This window comes from Reyranella sp. (assembly GCF_004296935.1).
GTDB lineage: Bacteria > Pseudomonadota > Alphaproteobacteria > Reyranellales > Reyranellaceae > Reyranella.
The window spans coordinates 1-23,470 of sequence record NZ_SCVH01000150.1 but is presented as its reverse complement, the minus strand read 5'-3'; the positions used below and the strand labels follow the sequence as shown (position 1 = coordinate 23,470).

General features: G+C 64.8%; 22 protein-coding genes. 14 read left to right on the top strand and 8 right to left on the bottom strand.

The genetic code is table 11. From position 1 onward, the window contains the following. Positions 1 to 169 precede the first annotated feature (169 nt). The 6 genes from EPO55_RS21715 to EPO55_RS21690 are packed head-to-tail and all read left to right on the top strand — an operon-like array spanning position 170 to position 6,276. Positions 170 to 847 carry a DUF4286 family protein gene (locus EPO55_RS21715; protein WP_296339384.1) on the top strand — a complete coding sequence of 226 codons (678 nt, stop codon included), beginning with the start codon at positions 170 to 172 and terminating at the stop codon, positions 845 to 847. A 47-nt stretch (positions 848 to 894) separates the two neighbouring features. Beyond that, complete coding sequence (locus EPO55_RS21710) at positions 895 to 1,746, top strand: ferric reductase-like transmembrane domain-containing protein (RefSeq protein WP_296339383.1); 852 nt, start codon at positions 895 to 897, stop codon at positions 1,744 to 1,746. Positions 1,747 to 1,758: 12 nt separating this feature from the next. Further along, positions 1,759 to 2,445 (top strand): molybdate ABC transporter permease subunit, encoded by a 687-nt coding sequence (gene modB, locus EPO55_RS21705; protein ID WP_296339382.1) that lies wholly within the window; start codon positions 1,759 to 1,761, stop codon positions 2,443 to 2,445. Further along, the gene (gene modC, locus EPO55_RS21700; protein ID WP_296339381.1) at positions 2,442 to 3,506 is read left to right on the top strand and encodes a molybdenum ABC transporter ATP-binding protein; all 1,065 of its coding nucleotides are present in this window, start codon (positions 2,442 to 2,444) and stop codon (positions 3,504 to 3,506) included. The genes modB and modC overlap by 4 nt, the downstream gene beginning before the upstream one ends. Before the next feature lie 39 nt (positions 3,507 to 3,545). Beyond that, a complete protein-coding gene (locus EPO55_RS21695) occupies positions 3,546 to 4,625 on the top strand; it encodes a flavodoxin family protein (protein WP_296339380.1) in 1,080 nt (359 codons plus the stop codon). A 28-nt stretch (positions 4,626 to 4,653) separates the two neighbouring features. After that, positions 4,654 to 6,276, top strand: a complete 1,623-nt coding sequence (locus EPO55_RS21690; RefSeq protein ID WP_296339379.1) for an FMN-binding glutamate synthase family protein — start codon at positions 4,654 to 4,656, stop codon at positions 6,274 to 6,276. Positions 6,277 to 6,282: 6 nt separating this feature from the next. Here EPO55_RS21690 and EPO55_RS21685 read toward each other — a convergent pair whose 3' ends face one another. Beyond that, complete coding sequence (locus EPO55_RS21685; RefSeq protein ID WP_296339378.1) at positions 6,283 to 7,359, bottom strand: hypothetical protein; 1,077 nt, start codon at positions 7,357 to 7,359, stop codon at positions 6,283 to 6,285. Positions 7,360 to 7,504: 145 nt separating this feature from the next. Between EPO55_RS21685 and EPO55_RS21680 the strand changes: the two genes are divergently transcribed. Next, positions 7,505 to 8,734 (top strand): PLP-dependent aminotransferase family protein, encoded by a 1,230-nt coding sequence (locus EPO55_RS21680; RefSeq protein ID WP_296339377.1) that lies wholly within the window; start codon positions 7,505 to 7,507, stop codon positions 8,732 to 8,734. A gap of 273 nt (positions 8,735 to 9,007) precedes the next feature. Here EPO55_RS21680 and EPO55_RS21675 read toward each other — a convergent pair whose 3' ends face one another. The 5 genes from EPO55_RS21675 to EPO55_RS21655 all read right to left on the bottom strand — a co-directional run bounded on the left by EPO55_RS21675 (position 9,008) and on the right by EPO55_RS21655 (position 11,551). Continuing rightward, positions 9,008 to 9,421, bottom strand: a complete 414-nt coding sequence (locus EPO55_RS21675) for a VOC family protein (RefSeq protein WP_296339376.1) — start codon at positions 9,419 to 9,421, stop codon at positions 9,008 to 9,010. Between the two features lie 15 nt (positions 9,422 to 9,436). Continuing rightward, a complete protein-coding gene (locus EPO55_RS21670; protein WP_296339375.1) occupies positions 9,437 to 9,850 on the bottom strand; it encodes a VOC family protein in 414 nt (137 codons plus the stop codon). Between the two features lie 18 nt (positions 9,851 to 9,868). After that, the gene (locus EPO55_RS21665; protein ID WP_296339374.1) at positions 9,869 to 10,330 is read right to left on the bottom strand and encodes an SRPBCC domain-containing protein; all 462 of its coding nucleotides are present in this window, start codon (positions 10,328 to 10,330) and stop codon (positions 9,869 to 9,871) included. Next, positions 10,327 to 10,842, bottom strand: a complete 516-nt coding sequence (locus EPO55_RS21660) for a YceI family protein (protein ID WP_296339373.1) — start codon at positions 10,840 to 10,842, stop codon at positions 10,327 to 10,329. The genes EPO55_RS21665 and EPO55_RS21660 overlap by 4 nt, the downstream gene beginning before the upstream one ends. A 160-nt stretch (positions 10,843 to 11,002) precedes the next feature. Then, complete coding sequence (locus EPO55_RS21655) at positions 11,003 to 11,551, bottom strand: SRPBCC family protein (protein WP_296339372.1); 549 nt, start codon at positions 11,549 to 11,551, stop codon at positions 11,003 to 11,005. 96 nt (positions 11,552 to 11,647) lie between these two features. Here EPO55_RS21655 and ggt point away from each other — a divergent pair, with 96 nt between their 5' ends. Beyond that, positions 11,648 to 13,255, top strand: coding sequence for a gamma-glutamyltransferase (gene ggt, locus EPO55_RS21650; RefSeq protein WP_296339370.1), 1,608 nt, complete (start codon positions 11,648 to 11,650; stop codon positions 13,253 to 13,255). 11 nt (positions 13,256 to 13,266) lie between these two features. Here the strand turns inward: ggt and EPO55_RS21645 are convergent, their stop codons facing one another. After that, on the bottom strand, positions 13,267 to 14,856 hold the full coding sequence (locus tag EPO55_RS21645) for an NAD(P)/FAD-dependent oxidoreductase (protein WP_296339369.1): 1,590 nt from the start codon (positions 14,854 to 14,856) through the stop codon (positions 13,267 to 13,269). Between the two features lie 92 nt (positions 14,857 to 14,948). Here EPO55_RS21645 and EPO55_RS21640 point away from each other — a divergent pair, with 92 nt between their 5' ends. The 5 genes from EPO55_RS21640 (at position 14,949) to EPO55_RS21620 (ending at position 22,275) form a co-directional block, all read left to right on the top strand. Then, on the top strand, positions 14,949 to 15,578 hold the full coding sequence (locus tag EPO55_RS21640) for a DUF938 domain-containing protein (protein WP_296339368.1): 630 nt from the start codon (positions 14,949 to 14,951) through the stop codon (positions 15,576 to 15,578). Positions 15,579 to 15,659: 81 nt separating this feature from the next. Beyond that, complete coding sequence (locus EPO55_RS21635) at positions 15,660 to 16,823, top strand: efflux RND transporter periplasmic adaptor subunit (RefSeq protein WP_296339367.1); 1,164 nt, start codon at positions 15,660 to 15,662, stop codon at positions 16,821 to 16,823. A gap of 19 nt (positions 16,824 to 16,842) precedes the next feature. Then, positions 16,843 to 20,010 (top strand): multidrug efflux RND transporter permease subunit, encoded by a 3,168-nt coding sequence (locus tag EPO55_RS21630; RefSeq protein ID WP_296339366.1) that lies wholly within the window; start codon positions 16,843 to 16,845, stop codon positions 20,008 to 20,010. A 27-nt stretch (positions 20,011 to 20,037) separates the two neighbouring features. Next, a complete protein-coding gene (locus EPO55_RS21625; protein WP_296339365.1) occupies positions 20,038 to 21,246 on the top strand; it encodes a patatin-like phospholipase family protein in 1,209 nt (402 codons plus the stop codon). A 234-nt stretch (positions 21,247 to 21,480) separates the two neighbouring features. Then, positions 21,481 to 22,275, top strand: coding sequence for an HNH endonuclease (locus tag EPO55_RS21620; RefSeq protein WP_296339363.1), 795 nt, complete (start codon positions 21,481 to 21,483; stop codon positions 22,273 to 22,275). Positions 22,276 to 22,791: 516 nt separating this feature from the next. Here EPO55_RS21620 and EPO55_RS21615 read toward each other — a convergent pair. Next, positions 22,792 to 23,046 carry a helix-turn-helix transcriptional regulator gene (locus tag EPO55_RS21615; RefSeq protein WP_296339385.1) on the bottom strand — a complete coding sequence of 85 codons (255 nt, stop codon included), beginning with the start codon at positions 23,044 to 23,046 and terminating at the stop codon, positions 22,792 to 22,794. A 69-nt stretch (positions 23,047 to 23,115) separates the two neighbouring features. Between EPO55_RS21615 and EPO55_RS21610 the strand changes: the two genes are divergently transcribed. Continuing rightward, positions 23,116 to 23,470 (top strand): hypothetical protein (locus EPO55_RS21610; protein WP_296339362.1); only part of this gene is annotated, 355 nt, incomplete at its 3' end.

Sequence of the window (23,470 nt, the reverse complement as noted above, 5' to 3'; positions counted from 1 at the left end):
GTTGTATTCCGACCAGCCGACCAGGCCGTCATCGGTGGTGATCTTGAGAAAGGAGAAGTCGCGCCAGCCGGCGTCGCAATGCAAATCCTCGATTTTGACGATTTTCATGATGGTTCCTCCCGCACTTGCCCCAGCATAGACTAGGCGGCGGCCACTGAGGGATGAATCAATGCCCCTATTCGGCAAAGGAATGCTGGTCGTCTTTTCCGAGGTGAAGGCGCGCGACGAGCGCGACTTCAACGAATGGTACAACCGCGAGCATATCGACGAGCGGATCAACCTGCCGGGCTTTCACCGCGCCCGCCGATACGTCGCGGTCCGCGGCTCGCCGAAATACCTCGCAACCTACGAATGCGACAGCGTCGGCGACCTCGCGACACCGAGCTACCTGCATCTCCTGGCCAACCAGACGCCGTGGACCCAGGCGGTAATGGCCCGGTTCACTCAATTTCACCGGCTGACACTCCGCACCCAGGTCGACCTGACACACGGCGTTGGCGGCACCGTGGCTTGCGTGCGCTTCGTGCCCGACCCGCGCGAGCGCAAGCCGCTGGTCGCCTGGCTGCAGGAAACAGTCCTGCCGCGCGTCATCGCCCGGCCTGGCTTGCTGGGCGCATTCGCCGCCGAGACCGATCTCGAGGTTACCAACGCCCCGTTGCAGGAAAAGAGTATGGACCACCCCAAAGCCGACGAGGCCGAGTGGGTGGTGATGCTGGAGGGCGCCGACGCGGCCTCGGTGGGCGCCGCCGCACGGACCCATTTCAAGCTTGCAGCCCTGAAGCCGTTCGGCGTTGCCGTGGCGCCGACGATCGGCACCTACCGGCTGCTCTTCGGAAATCAGAGATGACGGAACTTTGACCTTCCGTTGATCGGACCATCGCGTAGGCTGGCTCCGTGTCCACCCAAAGCAAGATCTTCTGGCTGCGGCTCGCCACGCTGATCGGCCTCTGCCTGCCGGCAGCGGAACTCGCTTGGCGCTGGTACACTGACCAACTGGGCCCTCGCCCGGTCACCGTGGCAACGCACGCGACCGGCGACTGGGCGGTCATCTTCCTGCTGCTGTCGCTGGCGATGACGCCGCTCCGCGCGACGCTCGATTGGATACCGCTGGTTCATCTCCGCCGCCGCATCGGCGTCGCCGCAGCGCTCTATGCGGGCGCTCATCTCCTGATCTACGTGCTCGACCAGAAGTGGAACCTGATCGTCGTCGCCACCGAGATCGCCAAGCGCTTCTACCTCACCATCGGCTTCGTGGCGTTGCTGGCGCTGGCGGCGCTTGCCATCACCTCGACCGACGGCTGGCAGAAGCGGCTCAAGCGTAACTGGAAGCGCCTGCACTGGCTGATCTACCCGGCAGCACTTCTGGCGATCGTGCATTTCTTCATCCAGTCCAAGGTCAAGATCGGCGAGGCAGCCTTCGCTGCCGGCCTGCTTTTCTGGCTGTTGCTGTGGCGCGTCCTGCCGCAACGGCTGCGCACCACCTACCTTGGTCTCGTCCTGCTGGCCGTCGGCGCCACGCTGGCCACGGTGTTCTTCGAAGCCGCCTGGTACGGTCTGGTGAACGGCATCGATCCTCTGCGCATCCTCGCCGCCAACATCGACCCCGACCTGATGCCAAGGCCGGCGCAGAAGGTTCTCGTGGCATCGGTCGCCGTCATCGCGGTCGTGGCAGCGCGCCGCGGATTCCTCGCCGCGAATAGGCTCTGGACGAAGCGCTATATCCAACGGACTATATCGACTTCCTGACGAAAGGTCGGCATGACCGAAGAAGAATGGACGGCGGTACGGCTGAGCCTGCTGGTCGCAACAACGGCGACGGCAGCCAGCCTGCCTCTTGGCATCGCTGTCGCCTGGCTGCTGGCGCGCGGGCGGTTCTGGGGCAAGAGCCTGGTCGACACGCTGGTCCACCTGCCGCTCATCATGCCGCCGGTGGTGACGGGCTATCTGCTGCTGCTCACCTTCGGCCGGCGCACGCCGATCGGGGCTTTCCTGGCCGATGAACTCGGCATTGTTTTCTCCTTCCGCTGGACCGGTGCAGCACTCGCCTGCGCGGTCATGGGCTTCCCGCTTCTCGTGCGGGCCGTCCGGCTCTCGATCGAGGCGGTCGACACGCGGCTCGAATCGGCGGCCGGAACGCTCGGCGCCAACCCGCTCTGGGTATTCGCCACCGTCACCCTGCCGCTCAGCCTGCCGGGCGTGATCGCCGGCGCCATCCTGTGCTTCGCCAAGGCAATGGGTGAGTTCGGCGCCACCATCACCTTCGTCTCCAACATCCCGGGCGAGACACAGACCCTGCCGTCGCTGATCTACACGCTGACGCAGGTGCCCGGCGGCGATGCCGGTGCCCTTCGCCTCACCCTGATATCGATCGCGATCTCGATGCTGGCCTTGCTGGGGTCAGAACTGCTGGCACGTCGCGTCGGTGCTCACCGGATCGCGACATGAGTTTCGAGGTCGACATCGACCACATGCGGGAGCATTTCCGGCTCACTGCCAACTTTTCGTCGGCACCCGGCCTCACGGCGCTGTTCGGTCGTTCAGGGTCGGGCAAATCCACCCTGGTCGACATCATCGGCGGCCTCATCAGGCCGACACGGGGCCGGGTCGCGGTCGACGGCCAGGTCCTGGTCGATACCGACCGCGGCATATTCGTGCCGAAGCATCACCGCCGCATCGGCTACGTCTTCCAGGACAGCCGGCTCTTCCCTCACCTCAACGTTCGCAACAACCTGCTGTACGGCCGCTGGTTTGCGCGAAACGGTGGCGGCGCCTCCGATGATCTCGCTTCGGTCGTCGAGTTGCTGGGTATCGACGCGCTGCTCGATCGCCGGCCCGATTCGCTCTCTGGCGGCGAGAGGCAAAGGGTCGCCATCGGCCGCGCGCTCCTCGCCCATCCGCGGCTCTTGCTGATGGACGAGCCGCTGGCCTCGCTCGACGAGGCGCGACGGGTGGAAATCCTGCCCTACATCGAGCGACTGCGGGACGAAGCGGGCGTCCCGATCGTCTATGTCAGCCATTCCGTCGCCGAAGTCGCGCGCCTCGCGACGACGGTGGTGATCCTGACCGACGGCAAGGTGACGGCCGTAGGGCCGGTGCTCGACATCCTGCCGCTGGCCGATGCCGGCGATGCCGGCGCTGTGCTCGACGCCACGGTGGCGCGCCATGACGAGACTTTTCACCTCACGGTCCTGGCTTCGGCCGCGGGCGAGCTGCAGGTGCCGCGGCTGGCCGCCGCGGTCGGCAGCCCGGTACGCGCCTATATCCGCGCGCGCGACGTGATGATCTCGCTCAGGCCACCCGAGGAGATCAGCGCCCTCAATGTGTTGCCTGGCCGCATCGCGGCGATCGTTGCCAATCCCAATGGCGCACAGGCCGACATCCGGCTCGACTGCGGCGGCGCCAACCTGATAGCACGCCTGACCGCCAAGTCGGTGCAGCGGCTGGCACTCGCCCCCGGCCGGCCGGTGTTCGCCGTTATCAAGAGCGTCTCTTTCGAGCGCAGCTAGTCGAAACGGTCTATTCTCGGCGCCCAAGGGAGGTCCATCGTGGCCAAGCCAAAAGTCCGCAAGGGCATGCCGAGTGTCGCGATCAGCAAAGCCGAATTCGTTCGGCGTACCCGCGAGCGCTTCTACGATCCCGCCTTCGATCCGCTGCAGGACGAGATCGGCAAGATCATCGAAGCGGCGTGGAATGGCTATCACGAGTATCGCAAGGCGCCGTACACGAAGCGCGCCGGCCCGCGCTACGCCGATCCGGATTACGAACTCTCCATGGACTGGCTGAAGTCACGCGACGCTATCGTCCGCGCCGGACGCCGCCAGAAGGCGCCGACTGCCAAGTCGCGCATCCTGCTGATCAACGGTTCCTCGCGCAGCGACCAGAGCTGCCCCGGCGAGATTTCCAAGACCTTCCGGCTGGCCGAGATCGCAAAGCGGGTGATCGAGCGCGAACGCGGCTTCGAGACAGAGCTGCTCGATCTCAGCCTGCTTGCCTCGCAGTACGGCCGACAGATCCTACCCTGCAAGGCGTGTGTGTCGACTGCCCAACCGCTCTGCCACTGGCCATGCTCTTGCTATCCCAACCATGCGCTCGGCCAGGTCAACGACTGGATGGCCGAGATCTATCCGATGTGGGTGGCAGCGCATGGCGTCATGATCCTGACGCCGGTGAACTGGTATCAGGCGCCGACCGGACTGAAGGCGATGATGGATCGCCTCGTCTGCGCCGACGGAGGCAATGCCGACCCGACCTCGACCAGCGGCAAGGACCCGCAGAAAGCCAAGGACCTTGAGATGAAGGGCTGGGACTATCCGCGTCATCTCGCCGGTCGTGTCTTCTCCGTCGTGGTGCACGGCGATGCCGCCGGCACGGAGACGCTGCGCCGCATCCTCACCGATTGGCTGAAGGACATAGGAATGATTCCGGCCGGTCATGCCGCCGAACTCGATCGCTATGTCGGTTACTACGAACCTTACGCCACGAGCCACGAAGCACTCGACCACGACCGGGCGTTTCATGACGAAACGCGCAATGCAGCGCGGGCGCTCGTGCAGGCGGTCAAGCTGATGAGGCGCGGGCAATTGGCCCAACCCGACGCGCGCTTGCGTGAGATACGCGCCAAATGAACCCGCCCCTGAACCTCTTGAGGATCCAATGACGCCTTCGCTCTTGCCCTTCAGGGGGCGTTTCGTCGCCTTCACGATCGCCGTGCTGATGACACTGGCCTTCGGCATTGCCTGGGCAGCCGACTCCAGCTCGCTCTGGCTCGCGATCCCCTTCGGCGTCGGTCTCTTCCTGACCTGCGTCGGCATCCACGACTTTTTCCAGACCAAACACTCCGTGCTGCGCAACTACCCGATCATGGCGCACTTTCGCTTCATCTTCGAAGCGATCCGGCCGGAGTTGCGACAGTACTTCTTCGAGGGCGACAAGGACGGCATGCCGTTCAGTCGCGACCGGCGCGCGGTGGTCTATCAGCGCGCCAAGATGGCGCTCGACGTGCGACCGTTCGGCACCACCTACAATGTCTATGGCGACGGCTTCGAGTGGATGGCGCACTCGATCTCACCGCGGCCGGTCGGCAAGGAGTCGTTCCGCATCATGATCGGCGATGTCGACTGCACGAAGCCCTACTCAGCTTCGGTGTTCAACATTTCGGCCATGAGTTTCGGCGCGCTCAGCGCCAATGCCATCCGCGCTCTGAATGGCGGCGCCAAACGCGGCGGCTTTGCGCACGACACCGGCGAGGGCGGCTACAGCCCCTATCACCGCGAGGGCGGCGGCGACATCATCTGGGAGATCGGGTCGGGCTATTTCGGCGCCCGCAATCCCGACGGCACCTTCTCGCCCGAGAAGTTCGCTGCCGGTGCGGCCAACGAGCAGGTCAAGATGGTCGAGCTCAAGCTCAGCCAAGGCGCCAAGCCGGGTCATGGCGGCGTGCTGCCCGCGCCCAAGGTGAGCCACGAGATTTCGCTGACCCGCGGCGTGCCGATGGGCGAGGACTGCGTCTCGCCGTCGCGACACTCCGCTTTCTCGACACCGGTCGAGATGATGCAGTTCATCGCCGAGATGCGCCGGCTCTCCGGCGGCAAGCCGGCCGGCTTCAAGCTCTGCATCGGCCACGAATGGGAGTTTCTGGCGATCTGCAAGGCGATGCTGGAGACCGGGATCTATCCCGACTTCATCGTTGTCGACGGCAAGGAAGGCGGCACCGGGGCGGCGCCGATGGAATTCGTCGACCATGTCGGCAAGCCGATGCGCCAGGGGCTGTACTTCGTCCACAACGCCCTGATCGGCATCGGTGCGCGCCACCGCATCAAGCTCGGCGCCGCCGGCAAGATCATCACGGCCTTCGACATCGTGCGTTCCATGGCGCTGGGCGCCGATTGGTGCAACTCGGCGCGCGGCTTCATGTTCGCCGTGGGCTGCATCCAGTCGCAGTCCTGCCACACCGACCGTTGCCCGACCGGCGTCGCCACCCAGGACCCGACCCGGCAACGTGCCCTGGTCGTGCCCGACAAGATCGAGCGGGTGTTCAATTTCCACCGCGCCACGCTGCACGAACTGGCCGAGCTGACGGCGGCGGCTGGGCTCGATCATCCCAGCGAATTCAAGCCCGAGCACATCTCCCGACGCATCTCGCCGAGCGAAGTCATCACCTTCGCGGACCTCTATCCATCGCTGGCCGAAGGCGAGCTGGTGGCGGGCTCGGGCAATCCGCGCTGGCGGAGGCCCTGGGACATGGCCCAGGCCCATTCGTTCCGCGCCGTCACCTGACGGAGATCACCAGGGGGCGATGCCGAAGAGCTCGGTGAATGTCTGCCGTGAGATCGCGAGCGGCGCAAAGTGCGGGCGGGTACCGCCGCGGCGGAACCGAATCGTCCAGGCGGAATAGCCCGACATGAAGAAGCGCGCCTCGGCGCCGGCCAGCGTATCGCCATCGTCGGGGCCGAGGCCAATCGCCTGCGGATACCAGCTGCCGCCTTCGACGATCCGCTGCGGCGCCGACCAGCCCGCCGGGTTTGCCGGATCGTCGTTGAAGGAAACGAACACCCCGCGCTGAACGATGTCGCCGTCGCCTTCCTCGGTCCAGTTCAGCATCATCACGAAGCAATCGAGGTCGCGATTGTAGTGAACGGCCGGCCCCCACCAGGCGGCCGGATCGCGATGCCGCCAGCCGCGCCTGACACCGAAGATCGGCGGGCCATCCTGCAGGCCAACCTTCGGCTGCCAGCGGCCGTCACGCCACAGTTCCAGTGCCGCCGGACGGTCACGCTCGGACACCGGATAGCGCAGGACCGAGACGCCCTGGAGCCGCTCGTCGGGCACATAGGACGAGTAATGGAGGTAGAACCACTCCGCCGAGCGGTCGGGCACGACACAGAAGTCGCCATAGCCGCCTGTCAGGAAACCGTTCTGATAGCCGCAGTCGGCCTCGGCATAGGGCGCCCGCAGCACCTCGCCGACCGTCCGCCAGGTCTTGCCCTCGTCCTCCGACCACAACGCCCCGATATGCGGCAGGAAGAGTGGCTTGGCGCAGGGCACGACCTCCTCGGCGTGATACCAGCCGAAGAGTCTGCCGTCCGGTGCGCGCCAGACCGACTGGATCCACTTGCCAACCTCCGGCGTCGGGTCGTCGAGCAGCTTCACTGGGTCCAGAGCGCCGCCGGGCCAGAGGGAGTTTTCGCCCGTCCGCCTGTAAGTGTGGCCGCGCGGCAGATAGTGGGACACGAAGGCCAGTGTTCGGCCGCCTCGACGCAGCAGGGGCGAGTTGGAGTCCGTTCGCCGCAAGGGCGGCGCATGCAGCAGCAGCGGATCGGCGGGTACGAGTTCGATCCCGATATCGGCACGTGCTGGCACGAAGTGTCCTTCCCTGACGCCGGCGCCTCACGACGCCGGCCCGTTTCGCGCCGTGACCGGACCTGGCCAAATCAGTTGCGAACCGGGCGATCTTGGCTCAGCAATGACGACGGAAGAAGACCGAAGAAACGCCCAAGGAAACACCATGACCGCACCATTCGACTTCGCGCCCCTGCTTGCGCCGGGTACGCCCGCCCCCGCCATCCCGTGGAAGGGCTTTCCCAAGTACAATTTCATCGGCGGTCACAACGACGCGAAGCACGTGCCGGTCGATGCCCTGATCGCCGCCGCGACGGCGGTGCTGCGGCGCGAGGGCGCGACGCTTGCCACCTACGGCCTGAACAGCGGGCCGCAGGGCTACAAGCCGCTGCGCGAGTTCCTCGCCGGGAAGCTCAAGGACCATGCCGGCATCGGCTGCTCCCCCGACGAGATCCTGATCACCTCGGGCTCGATGCAGGGCCTCGACCTGGTGAACAGCCTGCTGCTTTCCAGGGGCGACACCGTGCTGGTCGAGCAGGAGAGCTACGGCGGCGCGCTCACCAAGCTCACCAAACTCGGCGTAAATACCATCGGCATCCCGCTCGACGACGAAGGGCTGCGCCTCGACGTGGTGAAGCAGACGCTCGAGGACCTCAAGAAGAAGGGCATCAAGCCCAAGTACATCTACACCATCCCGACGGTGCAGAACCCGACCGGCGCCATCATGGGCGAGAAGCGCCGCGCCGAGCTGATCAAGCTCGCCGCCGAGTACGGCGTCATGATCTTCGAGGACGAGTGCTACTCCGACCTGATCTGGAGCGGCGAGCGCCCGCGCTCGATCTATTCCATGGCCAACGGTGAAGGCGTCATCTTCATCGGTTCCTTCTCCAAGTCGATCGCACCCGCGCTGCGGGTCGGCTATCTCGTCGCCAAGTGGGACATCCTGGGCCGCATCCTCGGGCTCAAGCAGGACGCGGGATCCGGCGCGCTCGAACAGATGATCCTGGCCGAGTTCTGCACCCAGCATTTCGCCACCCATGTGCCCAAGCTCAACAAGACGCTGCATGCCAAGCTGCAGGTCCTGCGCGAGGCGCTGGCCGAGCAGTTCGGCACCGCCGCCGAATTCGGCGATCCCAAGGGCGGCATCTATCTCTGGATCAAGCTGCCGGAGGTCGTCGATACCCAGAAGCTGGCACAGGCCGCCCTTGCTGCGGGCGTGTCGCTCAATCCCGGGCCGGAATGGTCGACCAACAAGGCCTACGCCAAGAACCGGCTGCGGCTCTGCTTCGCCAATCCCGAGCCGGAAACGATCCGGCAGGGCGTCGCCGTCCTGGCCGAGGTCTGCCGCCGCGAATTCGGCGTCCCCCTGCGCAGCGCCAACGTCGACAAGGGCTGACGGGGCCATGAGCGGCACACGAAATGTGCCGCGAGAAGGCCGCCAGCTGTGCCTGAGCGTGTGCCGCTGCGATCGAATCGCACCGATTCTTCAATGGCCTGGCCGACCCTGCGGCACAGGCCCGACCTCTCCGCGGCCCATCCCCGAATCGCGGGGCTGTCCCACCTGCCAACAAGCAAAACGCCCGCCGGATCTCTCCGACGGGCGTCTCCCATCATGACAGAAATACTAGCCGAAACCTGCTGAACTTGCAAATGCTGACAGTGCTAGCGGTCAGGCCTCAACCATGACCATCCAGTTCACGCCGAACTTGTCGCGGAGCATGCCGAACTTGGGCGAGAAGAACGTCTTGGTGAGCGGCATGCTCGCCTCGCCGCCCTTGGCGAGCGCTGTGTAGGTCTTGTCGGCCTCGGCCTCACCCTTGACGCTGATCGCCAGCGAAAACCCGTCGAACTTGGGCTTGCCCGCACAATGGCCGTCCGACGCCAGGATCATGGTGTCGCCGATCTTGAAGGCGGCATGCATCACCTTGTCGGCCGCGCCCGGCGGCTCCATGCTGCCGTCGCCGCGGTCGGGGTTCTCCTTGTAGCGCATCAACATCTCGACCTTGGCGCCGGCTGCGGCCTTGTAAAAATCCAGCGCCTCTTCGCAACGACCATCGAAGAACAAGTAGGGTTGGATCCGCATCGCTCTCTCCTTGGTTTACTTCTTGGGGTTCAGCACCATCCAATGCACGCCGAACTTGTCGTCGACCATGCCGAAGCGCGTGGCGAAGAAGGTCTCGGCCATCGGCATCGTCACCTGGCCGCCCTTGCCGAGCGCGGCGAAGAGCTTGTCCGCCTCGCCATCGCTGGACGCGTTGATCGTGAGCGTGACGCCCGAGAAGCTCGCCTTGCCGCCGCATTGGCCATCCGACAGGAACACGTCGGAGTCACCGATCTTGATGCAGGCGTGCATGACCTTGTCGCCCATACCGGGTGAAATCTGCGCCTGCACGTCGGGCGGTGCGTCCTTGAAGAGCATGACGACGTTTTCTGATGCGCCGACGGCGCCCTTGTAGAAGTCGATCGCTTCCTGGGCCCGGCCTTCAAAAGACAAATATGGCTGGATGTTCACTTTCGTCTCCTTTGCTACTCAATTGTTTTCGATGAAATCCGCGAGCCGCTCGAGGCCGCCGGTCCAGCCGCCGCGATGGTTGTCGCGAGACAGTTCGGTCTCGAAGGCGGTGTGCCACAACGTCAACCGGGTCCGGTTGTCGCCGAGATCGGTGAGGCTGACCGATACCAGCGTCTCGGGATCGACGACGCCGTTGGCATTCTCGGTGATGTAGGTGAAGGCCAGGCGCTCGGGGGCGGCGATCTCGCGATAGACGCCGTGCTTCAGGATCACGTCGCCGCTGGGCGACCGCATGCGCCGGCGCCAGATGCCGCCCGGGCGCACGTCCATCTCGCAGGACAGCGGCGTGAAATCCCGCGGAGCCCACCACAGCGAGGCCTGCTTGACGTCGACCCAGGCCGCGAACACCCGCTCGCGCGGCGCCTTGAGTTCGCGCGTGAGGACGAGCTCGGATCCGACGGGCTTCAGCATGACGTTCATGGGTTTCTCGCGAACTCGGCGTCGACCACGATCTCGATAGGTTCGGCGAACATCGCCGGCATGCCGAAATCCTGCGGCTTGATCCAGGTGCGGGCGGTAACGCCGATGCGCGGATTGCCGTCGAAGCCCTTGCCGGCGCCGACCAGGGTGACGTCGAAAGTCACGGGCGCGATCTTGCCCATCAAGGTCAGCTGGCCGTCGACCTTGCCGCTGGTGGCGTCGGCCTGGCGGAAAGCCGTGGAAACGAAGGTTGACTCGGGAAAGCGGGGGGCATTCAGGAATTGATCCCCTGCCAGCTTGCTGGCGAAATCCTTCACATTGGAGGTGATCGACTCGATCTTCACCGACACCGACAAGGCCGAGCGCGCGACAGCGGCGGGGTCCCATGTGAGCGTGCCGCTCACGCGATCGAAGCGGAAGACGCTGTAGGAGTAGCCGATGTGCGACACGCGGGCGAGAATCGCCGAGTGATCGCCATCGAGAACATACGGGCCAGCGGTCGCGTGCGCCATATTGCGCTCGCCGCAGAAAACCCCAGGTGGCATGCCGGGCGGGCATGTGCCCTGCGCTGAAGCACCGGCGACCGGGGCCTGGGACAAGGCAACACCAAGCAGCAGTGCACGCGCGATCAAAGAAGCTGCAACCTTCATGACGTACTCCGAAATCACGGATCTATTTTTCGGCGACGGCCTTCAAGCTGGCGAGACCTGCCGCGAAGTCGTTGCCGATCATGTCGTCCATATTGATGAACAGGCCCATCACGACACCCATCACTTTCGCGAAGTAGGGGTGGGAACCGTACATCGCCCAGGTGACAACCGTGTTGTCGCTTTTGGGTTCCATGGTGAACTCGGCGGTGTGGTGGCCCTCGAACGGCTTGATGAAATCGAGCTTGATCAGGACCTTGTTGGGCGGTGTCACCTCGGTGATCTCCATCCGCCCCTTGCCGACGTTCTTGTCGCCGTCCCATTCATAGACGGCGCCCTTGCCGCTGGCCGGGCCGCCAAAAGTCCGCTTCATCGCCGGGTCTTTCTTCTCGTAGGGCGACCAGGCGCTCCAGCTCCGCAGATCGTTGATCAGGGGGAAGATCTTCTCCGGCGGCGCCTTGATGCTGGCACTGCGCTGGACGCGGAAGGTGTCGGGCCGGGTCGCGGCATAGATCAGGATGCCGGCGACGACGACCACGAGGGCGGCGGCGATATAGGCGAACGTCTTGAGCATCGTTCGGTCACTCCGATGATACTTAACTCTTAAGTTAAGTGTTAGAAACTTCGCAACGCCCTGTCAACCGTCCGCAAAACGACCTAAGAAATCCTCATGGTAGATATACGCACCGGCCGTCCGGCCACCCTCGCGCCGAACGGCATGGTGACATCCCCGCATTCGCTGGCCTCGCAGGCCGGCGTCGATGTGCTACGCGCCGGCGGATCGGCAGTCGACGCCGCCGTCGCCACCAGCGCCGCGCTTTCCGTGCTCTATCCGCACATGACGGGCGTGGGCGGTGACGCCTTCTGGCTTGTCCATGAGGCCAAGACCGGCGGCGTGCGCTACATCGACGGCGGCGGACGCGCCACGGCCGGCGGCACGATAGAGGCTTTCGCCCGGCGCGGCCTCACCGAGGTGCCCTATCGCGGCGTACTCCCCGGAACGCTCACCGTCCCCGGTGCGGTCGCAAGCTGGGGCGAGGCCCATGCCGCCTTTGGTCGCCTGCCGCTAAGACGCTGTCTCGAAAGTGCCATCGGCTACGCCCGCAGCGGCTTTCCGGTGACGGCGCGGCTCGCCTATTGGCGCGAGCTGGCGCGCGAGGAGCTGGCCAAGAGCCCGGAAGCCGCCGCGATCTTTCTCAAAGAAGGCGCGGTGCTCACCAATCCCGATCTCGCCCGCACCCTGGAAGCCGTCGCCAGCGACGGCTGGTACGGCTTCTATGAGGGCGAGGTGGCGCGCGAGCTGGTGCGCTGGTCGACGGCCAACGACGGCTTCTTTACGCCCGACGATCTCAAGGCGCAGGTCGCGCGCTGGGGCGAGCCGCTCAAGGGCAGCTATCGCGGCGTCACGATCTACGAAACGCCGGCACCGACGCAGGGCTTCGCCGTGCTGGAAATGCTGAACCTGCTCGAGCCGCTGGAGCTACACAGGAAGCCCTTCCTCGGCGCCGACTACGTGCATTTCATGGTGCAGGCCAAGCAGCTCGCCTATCACGACCGCGACCGCCATCTCGCCGATCCGCGTTTCGCCGATGTGCCGATGGAGCGCCTGATCTCGAAGAAGTATGCCGACGAGCGGCGCGCCTTGATGGACCCGGCGCGAGCCGTGCCGTGGGACCGCATCCCGTCCTACGGCAGCCTGGCCGGCGACACGGTCTACATCGCCGCCGTCGATGCCGAGGGCAATGCGGTATCGCTGATCCACTCGCTCTACGGCGGCTTCGGCGCCGCCGTCGTCGCAGGCCGTACCGGCGTCGTGCTGCAGAACCGCTCCGCCTACTTTTCGCTCGACCCGAAGAGTCCCAACCGGGTCGAACCCGGCAAGACACCGCTGCACACGCTGATCGCGTCGATGGCATTCCGCGACGATAATCTATGGGCCTTGGTGGGTTGCATGGGCGCCGACGGCCAGCCGCAGATTCATCTGCAGACCTATCTCGCCATGATCGACCACGGCTGCGACATCCAGGAGGCGCTGGAAACGCCGCGTTTCCTTTCAGGACGCTTCGCCATCGGCGAGCCGCGCGACACGCTGCACATCGAAGGGCGCTTTCCGCCCGAGACCGTCGCCGAACTGGAGCGACGCGGCCACCTGCTCAACCGCTGGGGCCCGTGGAACGAACTCGCGGGCCACGCTCACGGCATCACGATCGACCCCGCGAGCGGCCTGCGCGTCGGCGGCGCCGACCCGCGCAGCGACGGTGCCGCGATCGGGTATTAGCCGGGGGCGCGCTACGCCAGCGCAAAGCCCTCGTAGTCGTTCTTCACCACCGTCTCGCAAGCCGCGATATACGCCGGCAGACCGCCGATATAGGGCATGAACACACGCGGCTTGCCCGGAATGTTGGCGCCGACGTACCAGGAGCTGCAGGTCGAGCGCAGCGTGATGTTGGCCGCGTTGCCGACCTGGCCGACCCAGGCTTCCTGGGCCTGCTCGATAGGCTCGATCACGCTCACGCCCCTGGCGCGCAATGCTTCCAGGCAGTCGGCAATGAAATCGACATGCTGCTCGATCGAGGGAAGCATGTTGGTCAGCACCGACGGGCTGCCCGGTCCGGTGATGGTGAAGAGGTTGGGAAAGCCAACGACCGTAAGCCCAAGATAGGACTTGGGCCCCTCGCGCCACTTGTCCTTGAGCGCGACGCCACCGCGGCCGCGGATGTCGACTTTCAGCAGCGCGCCGGTCATGGCGTCGAAGCCGGTGGCGAGCACCAGGCAATCGAACGCGTAGTCCTGGCCCTTGGCGCGCAAGCCCGCCGCGGTGATGCGCTCGATCGGCTCGTCGCTGATGTCGACCAGGGTCACGTTCGGCCGGTTGAAGGTCTCCCAGTACCCGGTGTCGACGCAGAGCCGCTTGCAGCCGATGATATTCTTGGGCGTCAGGATCTCGGCCGTCTTCGGATCCTTCACCACTTCGCGGATCTTGGCGCGCACGAAGTCGGCCGCAGTCTTGTTGGACTCGTCGTTCAGCAGCAGGTCGGAGAACGACGCCATGAAACCCAGCCCGCCGTAGGCCCAGCGCTCTTCGAACAGGCGGCGGCGTTCGGCTTCAGGCGTCTCGATCGCCGATGCCATATTGATCACGAAATCGATGCCAGCCGGTTTGGTCTTGGCGCGCTTGCGCATCTCGGGATAGTGCGCCTTGACCTTGGCGACATAGGCCGGGTCGAGCGGCTTGTTGTGTGCCGGCACGGTGTAGTTGGCGGTACGCTGGAACACCGTGAGGTGCCTGGCCTGCTCAGCCATGATCGGGATGGACTGGATCGCCGAGGAGCCGGTACCGATCACGCCCACGGTCTTGCCCGTGAAGGCGACACCGTCGTGCGGCCAGTTGCCGGTGTGATAGGTCGGGCCCTTGAAATCCGCGAGGCCTTCTATCTTCGGCGTGTTGGGCGACGACAGGCAGCCCATGGCGGTGATGACGAAGCGCGCGGCGACCTTGTCTCCCTTGTTCGTCTCCACGCGCCAGACATTCGCCGTCTCATCGAACACTGCCGACGTGATCCGCGTCTCGAATTGGATATCGCGCCGCAGGTCGAAGCGATCGGCCACGTGATTGGCATAGCGCAGGATCTCGGGCTGGGTGGCATAGCGCTCGGTCCATTCCCATTCCTGCTCCAGTTCGGCAGAGAACTGGTAGGAATACTGCACGCTCTCGACGTCGCAACGCGCACCGGGATAGCGGTTCCAGTACCAGGTGCCGCCGACGCCTGATCCTGCTTCGATCACGCGCGCCGCAAAACCCTTCTGTCGCAGGCGATGCAGCATGTACATGCCACCGAAGCCCGCGCCGACGATTACCGCATCGAAATCCGTCGACATACTTCCTCCGAAAGAGGCACAAGATCCTGGAAACTTAGTGCCTTCCGCTGCCGCCCCTTGCAAGCCGGCCGGCCGCCACGCGAGATTGATGGATGACCAGATCAACGATCCGCAATACGGTCGGCGCGATGAGACGCCAGGCGCCCGCCGCAGCCCGCAATCGCCAGCCCATCCTCGACGTCCTGCGGCCGCGGTTGCCGGCGCGGGGCCTCGTGCTTGAGGTCGCCAGCGGCTCGGGCGAGCACGTCGTCCATTTCGCCGAGGCACTGCCCGGCCTCGTCTTCCAGCCGAGCGACCCCGGGGCCGAGGCGCGCGCCAGCATCGACGACTGGGTGCGGACGCTGGCCCTCGGCAATGTCCGCCCCGCCCTGGCGCTCGATGCCGCAGGTGACGTCTGGCCGATCCAGCGCGCTGACGCCGTGCTCTGCTGCAACATGATCCACATTGCTCCATGGGAGGCAGCTATCGGGTTGATCGCCGGCGCGGCGCACGTCCTGCCCACAGGCGGCACGCTTTATCTCTATGGTCCCTACCGCCGCGAGGGCCGGCATACCGCGCCCAGCAACGAAGCCTTCGACCGCGACCTGCGCCAGCGCGATCCAGCCTGGGGCGTGCGCGACCTCGAGGCCGTGGCCTCGCTCGCCGAGGACCGGGGCTTCGGTTCGCCCGAGATCATCGACATGCCGGCCAACAATCTGTCGCTGGTGTTCAAGCGGCTGTGAAGGGCCTCGGCGGTGGCAATCCGGCATGGGATGCGGTAACGCTGGGGCCGCTGGAACCCTTGGGGGAGCGTCGTCGGAACCATGTTGAATCGCAGCCTTAAGGGCTGGATCGCGCTGCCCCTGCTGGCGGTGTCGCTGTCCGCCTGCAAGCCCGAGAACAAGTTCATGCCACCGCCGCCGGCCGAGATCAGCGTGGCGCCTCCGCTCCAGCAACAGGTCGCCCCCTTCGAGGTGTTGACCGGCAACACGGTGTCATTCGCCACCGTCGATCTCGTCGCCCGCGTCGAGGGCTTCCTGACCGAGATCAAGTACACCGACGGCGCCTTCATGAAGAAAGGCGACCTCCTGTTCCAGATCGAACAGACGATGTACCAGGCGAAGGTCAAGGAAGCACAAGCCGAGCTCGCCGCCGCCAAGGCCGCGCTCGTGCAGGCGGAAGCCGAGTTCACGCGCCAAGAGACACTGCTGCGGCAGAACGTGTCGGCGCAGGCGACCTTCGATGTCGCCAAGGCCAAGCGCGATTCGGCACGGGCCAACGTCGAGAACCAGGAAGGCAACCTGACGGTCGCCCAGACCAACCTGGGCTACACCACGGTGCTGGCTCCGTTCGACGGCATCGTCACCAAGCATCTCATCACGGTCGGCGAACTGGTCGGCAACGGGGTCGCCACCAAGCTGGCGACGATCATCCAGCTCGACCCGATCTACGTCACGTTCAACATGAGCGAGCAGGACATCCTGCAGATCCGGGAAAACCTCAAGGAACGTCGCCTTGATGTCCAGGAACTCAGCAAGATCCCGCTCAACATCGGCCTGATGAACGAGGATGGATTTCCCCATCAGGGCTTCCTCAACTACGTCTCGCCGGAGATCGACGCCACGACCGGCACGATCCTGGTGCGCGGCCTGTTCAACAACCCGACGCGGGCCCTGATCCCGGGCTTCTTCGTCCGCGTGCAGGTGCCGATGGCACTGGGTGCAAAGGCGTCCCTGCTGGTGCCCAACCGGGTGATCGCCGAGGACCAGGCCGGCAAGTACCTTCTGACCGTCAACAAGGATAATGTTGTCGAGCAGGTCCGGATCACCACCGGACAGCTGCTACCCGGCGGCCTGCGGGTGATCTCGACCGGCCTCAAGCCCGACGACCGCGTCGTGCTCAGCACCAACAGCCGCGCGATCCCCGGCGGCAAGGTGGTCCCCAAGCCGACCACGATCACCGCGACGCCCGACGGCGCCACGAAGTGACCCGTTCGGAAGCGCACCGATGATTTCAGCGTTCTTCATCAACCGGCCGGTTCTGGCCAACGTCCTTGCCATCATCATCGTGCTGATCGGCGGCGTGGCTCTGCTCACCCTGCCGGTCTCGCAGTATCCCAACGTCGTGCCGCCGACGGTGCAGGTCACCACGACCTATCCGGGTGCCAGCGCCAAGGTCGTCGTCGACAATGTCGCCCTGCCGGTCGAACTGCAGGTCAACGGCGTCGAGAAGATGATCTACATGCAGTCCTACAGCACGGATGCCGGCACCTATACGCTGACCGTCACGTTCGAGATCGGCACCGACCTCAACTTCGCCCAGGTGCTGGTACAGAACAAGGTCAGCGCGGCGCTTGCCTCGTTGCCGGTGTCCGTCCAGGCGCAGGGCCTGATCGTCGAGAAGAAGTCGACGGCGATCCTGCAGATCGTGTCGCTGACCTCGCCGGACGAGCGCTACGACAGCCTCTATCTCAGCAACTACGCGACCATCAACCTGGTCAACGAGCTGTCGCGCCTGCCGGGTGTCGGCAACGTCAATGTGCTGGGCGTCGGCCAGTACTCGATGCGTGTCTGGCTCGATCCGGAAAAGCTCTACACCTACGGCCTGACGCCGTCGGACGTCTCCCGCGTCATCCAGCAGCAGAGCCAGGACGTGAGCGCCGGCCAGGTCGGCATGCCGCCGGCGCCCAAGGGGCTGGACTTCCAGTACACGATCGACGTCGTCGGCCGGCTGAGCACGCCCGAAGAGTTCGGCAACATCATCGTCAAGGCCGACCAGGGCAACGGCGGCCGGATCGTCCGGGTGAAGGACATCGGCCGCGTCGATCTCGGCGCCCAGACCTATGCCCAGACCTCGCAGATCAACGGCAAGCCCAACTCCGGCATCGCCATCTATCAGCTGCCCGATGCCAACGCCCTCGACGTCGCCAAGCGCGTCAAGGACAAGATGGCCGAGCTTTCCAAGAACTTCCCGCCGGGCCTCGCCTACAGCGTGCCATTCGACACCACGCGCTTCGTGAACGCATCGATCAACGAGGTCTTCATGACCCTGATCGAGGCGGGCATCCTGGTATTGATCGTGATCGTGATCTTCCTGCAGGACTGGCGCGCCATGCTGGTCCCGGCGACGACGATTCCCGTGACCATCATTGGCGCCTTCGCCGCCATGGCGGCGCTCGGCTTCACCATCAACACCACCACCATGTTCGGCATCGTGCTGGCGATCGGCATCGTCGTCGACGACGCCATCGTGATCGTCGAGGGTGTCGCGCATCACATCGAACGAGGCATGTCGCCCCATGACGCGGCAATCAAGGCGATGGATGAACTGTTCGGGCCCGTCATCGGCATCACCTTGGTGTTGATGTCGGTGTTCCTGCCGGCCGCCTTCCTGCCCGGCCTGACCGGCCAGATGTTTGCCCAGTTCGCCCTGGTGATCGCCGCCACGGCGCTGATCAGCGCCATCAATGCCGCCACATTGAAGCCCACGCAGTGCGCGATGTGGCTGCGGCCGGCGGTGCCGCCGGAGAAACGCAACATCTTCTTCCGCAGCTTCAACAAGGTCTACAGCAAGCTCGAGAATGCCTACGCCGGCCTGGTCGGCGCGATGGTCCGGCGCGCCGGCCTGATGGTCTGCCTCGCCCTGGTGCTGGCCGGGATCGGTGCCTGGGGCGTCGGCCGCCTGCCGACCGCCTTCATTCCCAACGAGGACCAGGGCTATCTGATGATCGGCGTGCAATTGCCGGACGGCGCCTCGCTGGAGCGCACCGGTGCCACGCTCGATCAGGTGAGCAAGATTGCCATGGCCATGCCGGGCGTCGAGAACGTTGTGGCGCTGGGCGGCATGTCGGTGCTCGACAGCAACTCCGCCCTGGCGAATGCCGCCGTCTCCTACGTCATCCTGAAGGACTGGGATGTACGCCTGAAAGCCAAGGACCAGGACCTTCGATCGATCGTGCTCGCCCTCATGAAGGAGTTGCAGGTCCTCCAGGACGGCCGGGCCTTCGTCATCGTCCCGCCCGCCATCCAGGGCATCGGCAATGCCGGCGGCTTCCAGATGCAGGTCGAGCAGAAGGACGGCAGCTTCGACTACACCAAGCTGCAGGCCGTGACCGACGCCGTGGTCGAGCAGGCCGGCACGCAATCCGCGCTCACCAACCTCGTCACCTCGTTCCGCGCCGGCGCCCCGCACGTCCGCGTCGAGGTCGATCGCGTCAAGGCCGAGTCCCTGAAGGTCCCGGTCGGCGAAGTGTTCTCGACGCTCTCCGCCTATCTCGGTTCCGCCTATGTGAACCGCTTCAACAAGTTTGGCCTCAGCCTGCAGGTCTTCATCCAGGCCGATTCGCAGTACCGCACGCGGCCCGAGGACATCCTGAGGCTCCAGGTGAAGAACCTCGACGGGCAGATGGTGCCGATCGGCGCCATCGCCGAGCTGCGCCCGGCGCTGGGCGCGCCGTTGATCAGCCTCTACAACCTCTATCCCTCGGCCGCGATCGTGGGCTCGCCGGCAACGGGCTTCAGCTCCGGCGAGGGCATCGCGCTGATGGACGAGATCGCCAAGGCGATCCTGCCGCCCGGCACCGGCTACGAATGGACCGGCATGGCCTACCAGGAGAACATCGTCGGCAACCAGCTGCTCTACGTGTTCGCCCTGGCCATCCTGCTGGTCTATCTCTGCCTCGCCGGCCAGTACGAAAGCTGGGTGGCCCCGCTCGCCGTGATCCTGGCCGTGCCCCTGGCGCTGAGCGGCCCGGCCATCGCACTCACCGCCGTCGGCCTTGCCAACAACATCTACACCCAGATCGGCCTGATGCTGCTGATCGCACTCGGCGCCAAGAATGCCATCCTGATCGTCGAGGTGGCGCGCGAACGGCGCCTGATCGACGGCAAGGACATCGTCGAGTCGGCGATCGAGGCGGCCCGCACCCGCTTCCGTCCCATCCTGATGACCTCCTTCGCCTTCATCCTGGGCGTCGTGCCGCTGGTGACGGCGACCGGTGCCGGCGCCAACTCGCGCATCTCGCTGGGCCTCTGCGTGTTCAGCGGCATGATCGCCTCGACCTGCCTCGCCGTGCTGTTCGTGCCGTCGTTCTTCACGGTGCTGCAGCGCTTCGAGGAACGGAAGAAGAAGGCGCCCAAGGTGCCGCCAGCCGAGGTCGCCGCCGCGTCTCCCTGACCGCGGCGATCGTTGAGGGAGGGGCATTTGGATCTGCGCAAGCCTTTGTCATTCGCGGCGCTGTTGATCGGCGTCATCGTCCTCGGCGCCTGCTCGATCCCGGAGCGCGGCGCCGCGGTGCCGGCCGCCGATACCGCCCGCGCCCTGCCGCTCGGCATTCCCAATGCGCGGTTCTTCGCCGACGGCGATCCGAAGGCCATGATCGAGGAAGGGATGCGCGCCTCCGAGCGTGAGCTCGCGGCCTTGCGCGCGGAGGGCAAGCCGGCCACGCGCTTGCCGCCGGTCTACTACCTCGCCGTTTCCGGCGGTGGCGACAACGGCGCCTTCGCCGCCGGACTTATGAACGGCTGGACCACGCTCGGCACACGACCGGAATTCAAGATGGTGACCGGCGTCAGCACCGGCGCGCTGGTGGCCCCTTTCGCCTTCCTCGGGCCGGGCTACGACGACGCGCTCCGCGACGTCTATACGACCATGACCCCTGACAAGGTCTTCCGCGTGCGCGGCCTCACCGCGGCCCTGTTCGACGATGCCATGGCCGACACGGGTCCGCTGGCCCAGGTGATTGCGGGCTATGCCGACCAGAAGATGTTCGATGCGATCGCACGTGAGTACCAGAAGGGCCGCCTGCTGCTGATCGGCACCACCCATCTCGACGCCCAGCGTCCGACCATTTGGAATATTGGCGCCATCGCCACCAGCGGCCATCCCGATGGCCTCGACCTGTTCCGCAAGATCCTGCGCGCCTCGGCGGCGATTCCCGGGGCCTTCCAGCCAGTGATGGTCGATGTCGAGATCGACGGCAAGAAGTACCAGGAGATGCACGTCGACGGCGGCGCGATCGCCCAGCTCTTCCTCTATCCACCGTCGATCAATCTCTCCACCAGCGGATTCCGCCGGGAGCGACACGCCTACATCATCCGCAATGCGCGGCTCGACCCGGACCATGCGGCGAGCGAGCGGCGGACCATTTCGATCGCCGGCCGCGCGATCGTCACCATGCTGGCGGCGAGCGGCCAGAACGACGTGCTGCGGACCTACTTCGTCAGCCAGCGTGACGGCGTCGACTACAACCTGGCCTATATCGGTGCCGATTTCAGCGCGCCCAAGACCGGCGAGTTCGACCAGGCCTACATGCGCGCGCTCTACGCCTACGGCTTCCAGGAAGGCAAGGATGGCCGCGCCTGGCACAAGCTGCCGCCCGGGCTCGAGCGCGCGGCCACGCCCAAGCGCTAGCAAGCTCTGAATTGGCATAGGTGGAATGGCGTCCCCGAGAGGAACCCATAAGGTTCAAGCTCGCCATCCACAAAAGCCCGCAAAATCAACAACAAACCGACTTGAGCCGCAGAGGCATTCGTAGCGGATTCGTAGCGGAAATGCCAACTGAAAACCGAGCAGTGAGCCTCGCTGCCGTGCTTGTACGCCTCCGCCACGATCCAGCCGACATTTGATGGTCATAGTGATCGGACAGTGATCTCGAAGACCTACCTACCCGTCGGGCTATGCATTTATTGCGGCACTACAGAGCCGCCGCTCAGTGACGAACACATCATTCCTTACGCATTGGGAGGAAAGCTCATCCTTCCGACTGCAAGTTGCGATGAGTGTGCAAAAGTCACGTCGCAGGTAGAGCAGCAGAATCTTCGCGGCATCTACTGGCCTTCTCGCACGCACATGAAACTACCGACGAGGCGTCCTCGGGAACGTCCGAAGACTTTCGAGGTAAGCGTTGAGAAGGATGGAGTTGAGGTCGTCAAAGACTTACCCATCGCTGACCACCCGGGCCTGCATATGGCGTTCGACTTTGATCCCCCGCACGCGCTCTACGGGCTGCCGCCTCTCGGTATGGTCCGCACTGGCCGCCTCAGCCTTCGGCCGATAGCGGAGGACAACGAACGGCGGCTCGCACGTCTTGGGGGACGAGTTACGATGCGTGCAGGTCGCGTCGGCTATGACGCCCCCACTTTCGCGAGGATGCTCGCCAAAACCGGTCATGCCTATGCGACAGCCGAACTTGGCGTCGGGGCGTTCCATCCCCTGCTACTCGACGCGATCCTTCGAAACGATCTGTCGCAACTCGCATGGCTCGTCGGTGGAAAGCCGAGCGTCGTACCCGGCGAAGGCCGACACCGGATTACTGTCGATATTCGCCGCGTGGAAGTCGGGCGATACTCATGGAAGAGCTACGTCGTCGTGGACTTGTCACTGTTCACGGACTTGGAGATGCCCACGTACACAATTGTCGCCGGTGAAGTACGCCCGTGAGCGGCTGGCCATCTCGATGGCTACCGATTCTTCAGGCAGTAGTCACCGCTGGTATGATAGCCAGAGGGACAGGTGCCGTTTCTGACAATCGCGTTTTTTGCGTTATCACTGCTTCCTAGGCAGTAGTTTCCACTCGTGTGATAGCCCGCCGGACAAGAGCCCTCCTTAATTAGTGCAGGCCGTGCATTGGCGGAGCTTGGAGTGCAGTAGTTTCCGCTGCTGTGGTACCCGGCCGGGCAGGGGCCACGCTTCTCTATTGATCCCTGCGCCAATGCGGCCGTCACTCCTTGAACAAGAGCAGCGGCAAACAGGACTCCGAATGGTAGCTTCATTGCTCACGTCCCTATCTCGCGTAGAGATCGAACTACTTTGCCTTCCACTGACTTCGAAGTTCAAGGCTCCCCAGCACTCATCGAATGCGACACCAGCCGATGACCGGGTCGCGAACGAACCATCTCACCAAGCACATAGAGTATCCTGCCCGCCGCCATTGTGGACTGGGTACGCTCGGCTTGCCTATCGCTTCCGACGGCCGCGAGGAAGAGCTTTGGCTGGTGTCGCCTTGCTCTCGGCAAAGAACTCCACGATAGGGATTCGCAGCGTTGTCGCGAGGTCCTGAAGCTTCGTGATCGTGGGGCTTCGCTTCCCGTTCTCGATCTGGGACAGGAAGCTCGGCGCGATCTCGGCGTCGTGCGCCAGCGCTTCTTGGCTGAGACCACGTTCGAGCCGTAACCGTCTCAGATTCCGCCCAACGATTCGTCGCACATCCATAACCCGCAAGGGTCGTGGACGCGCTCACTTTGACCATTTACTATAGTAAAGAATAGATAGAGGAAAGGGATGAAGATGAAGTGGCTGTTGGGGGCTGGCGCAGTTCTATTCATCGCAGGCCCGGTCTCGGCTCAGACGCAGATGTACAGCGCGCTTGCGTACAGCAATCAGGGCAGCAAGTTCACGTTGGTGATCCGACAGGAGGCGAGCCGATTACGGTTCGACCTCGACGCGGTGGCCGGCGCTACCAGTCTGTCCGGCTTGCCAAGGTGCCAGCCGGTCGATCTACGGCCGGACGGGTCCTTCCTCACCTACTGTGCAGGGTTTCAGGCGCAGGACCCCGGGCAGTACATCCTGCAAGGCAATCTCGACCAGCGCTCTGCCCGCCTTGATACCGTCTATCGGTTTGGCGGGGCCGAGTTCA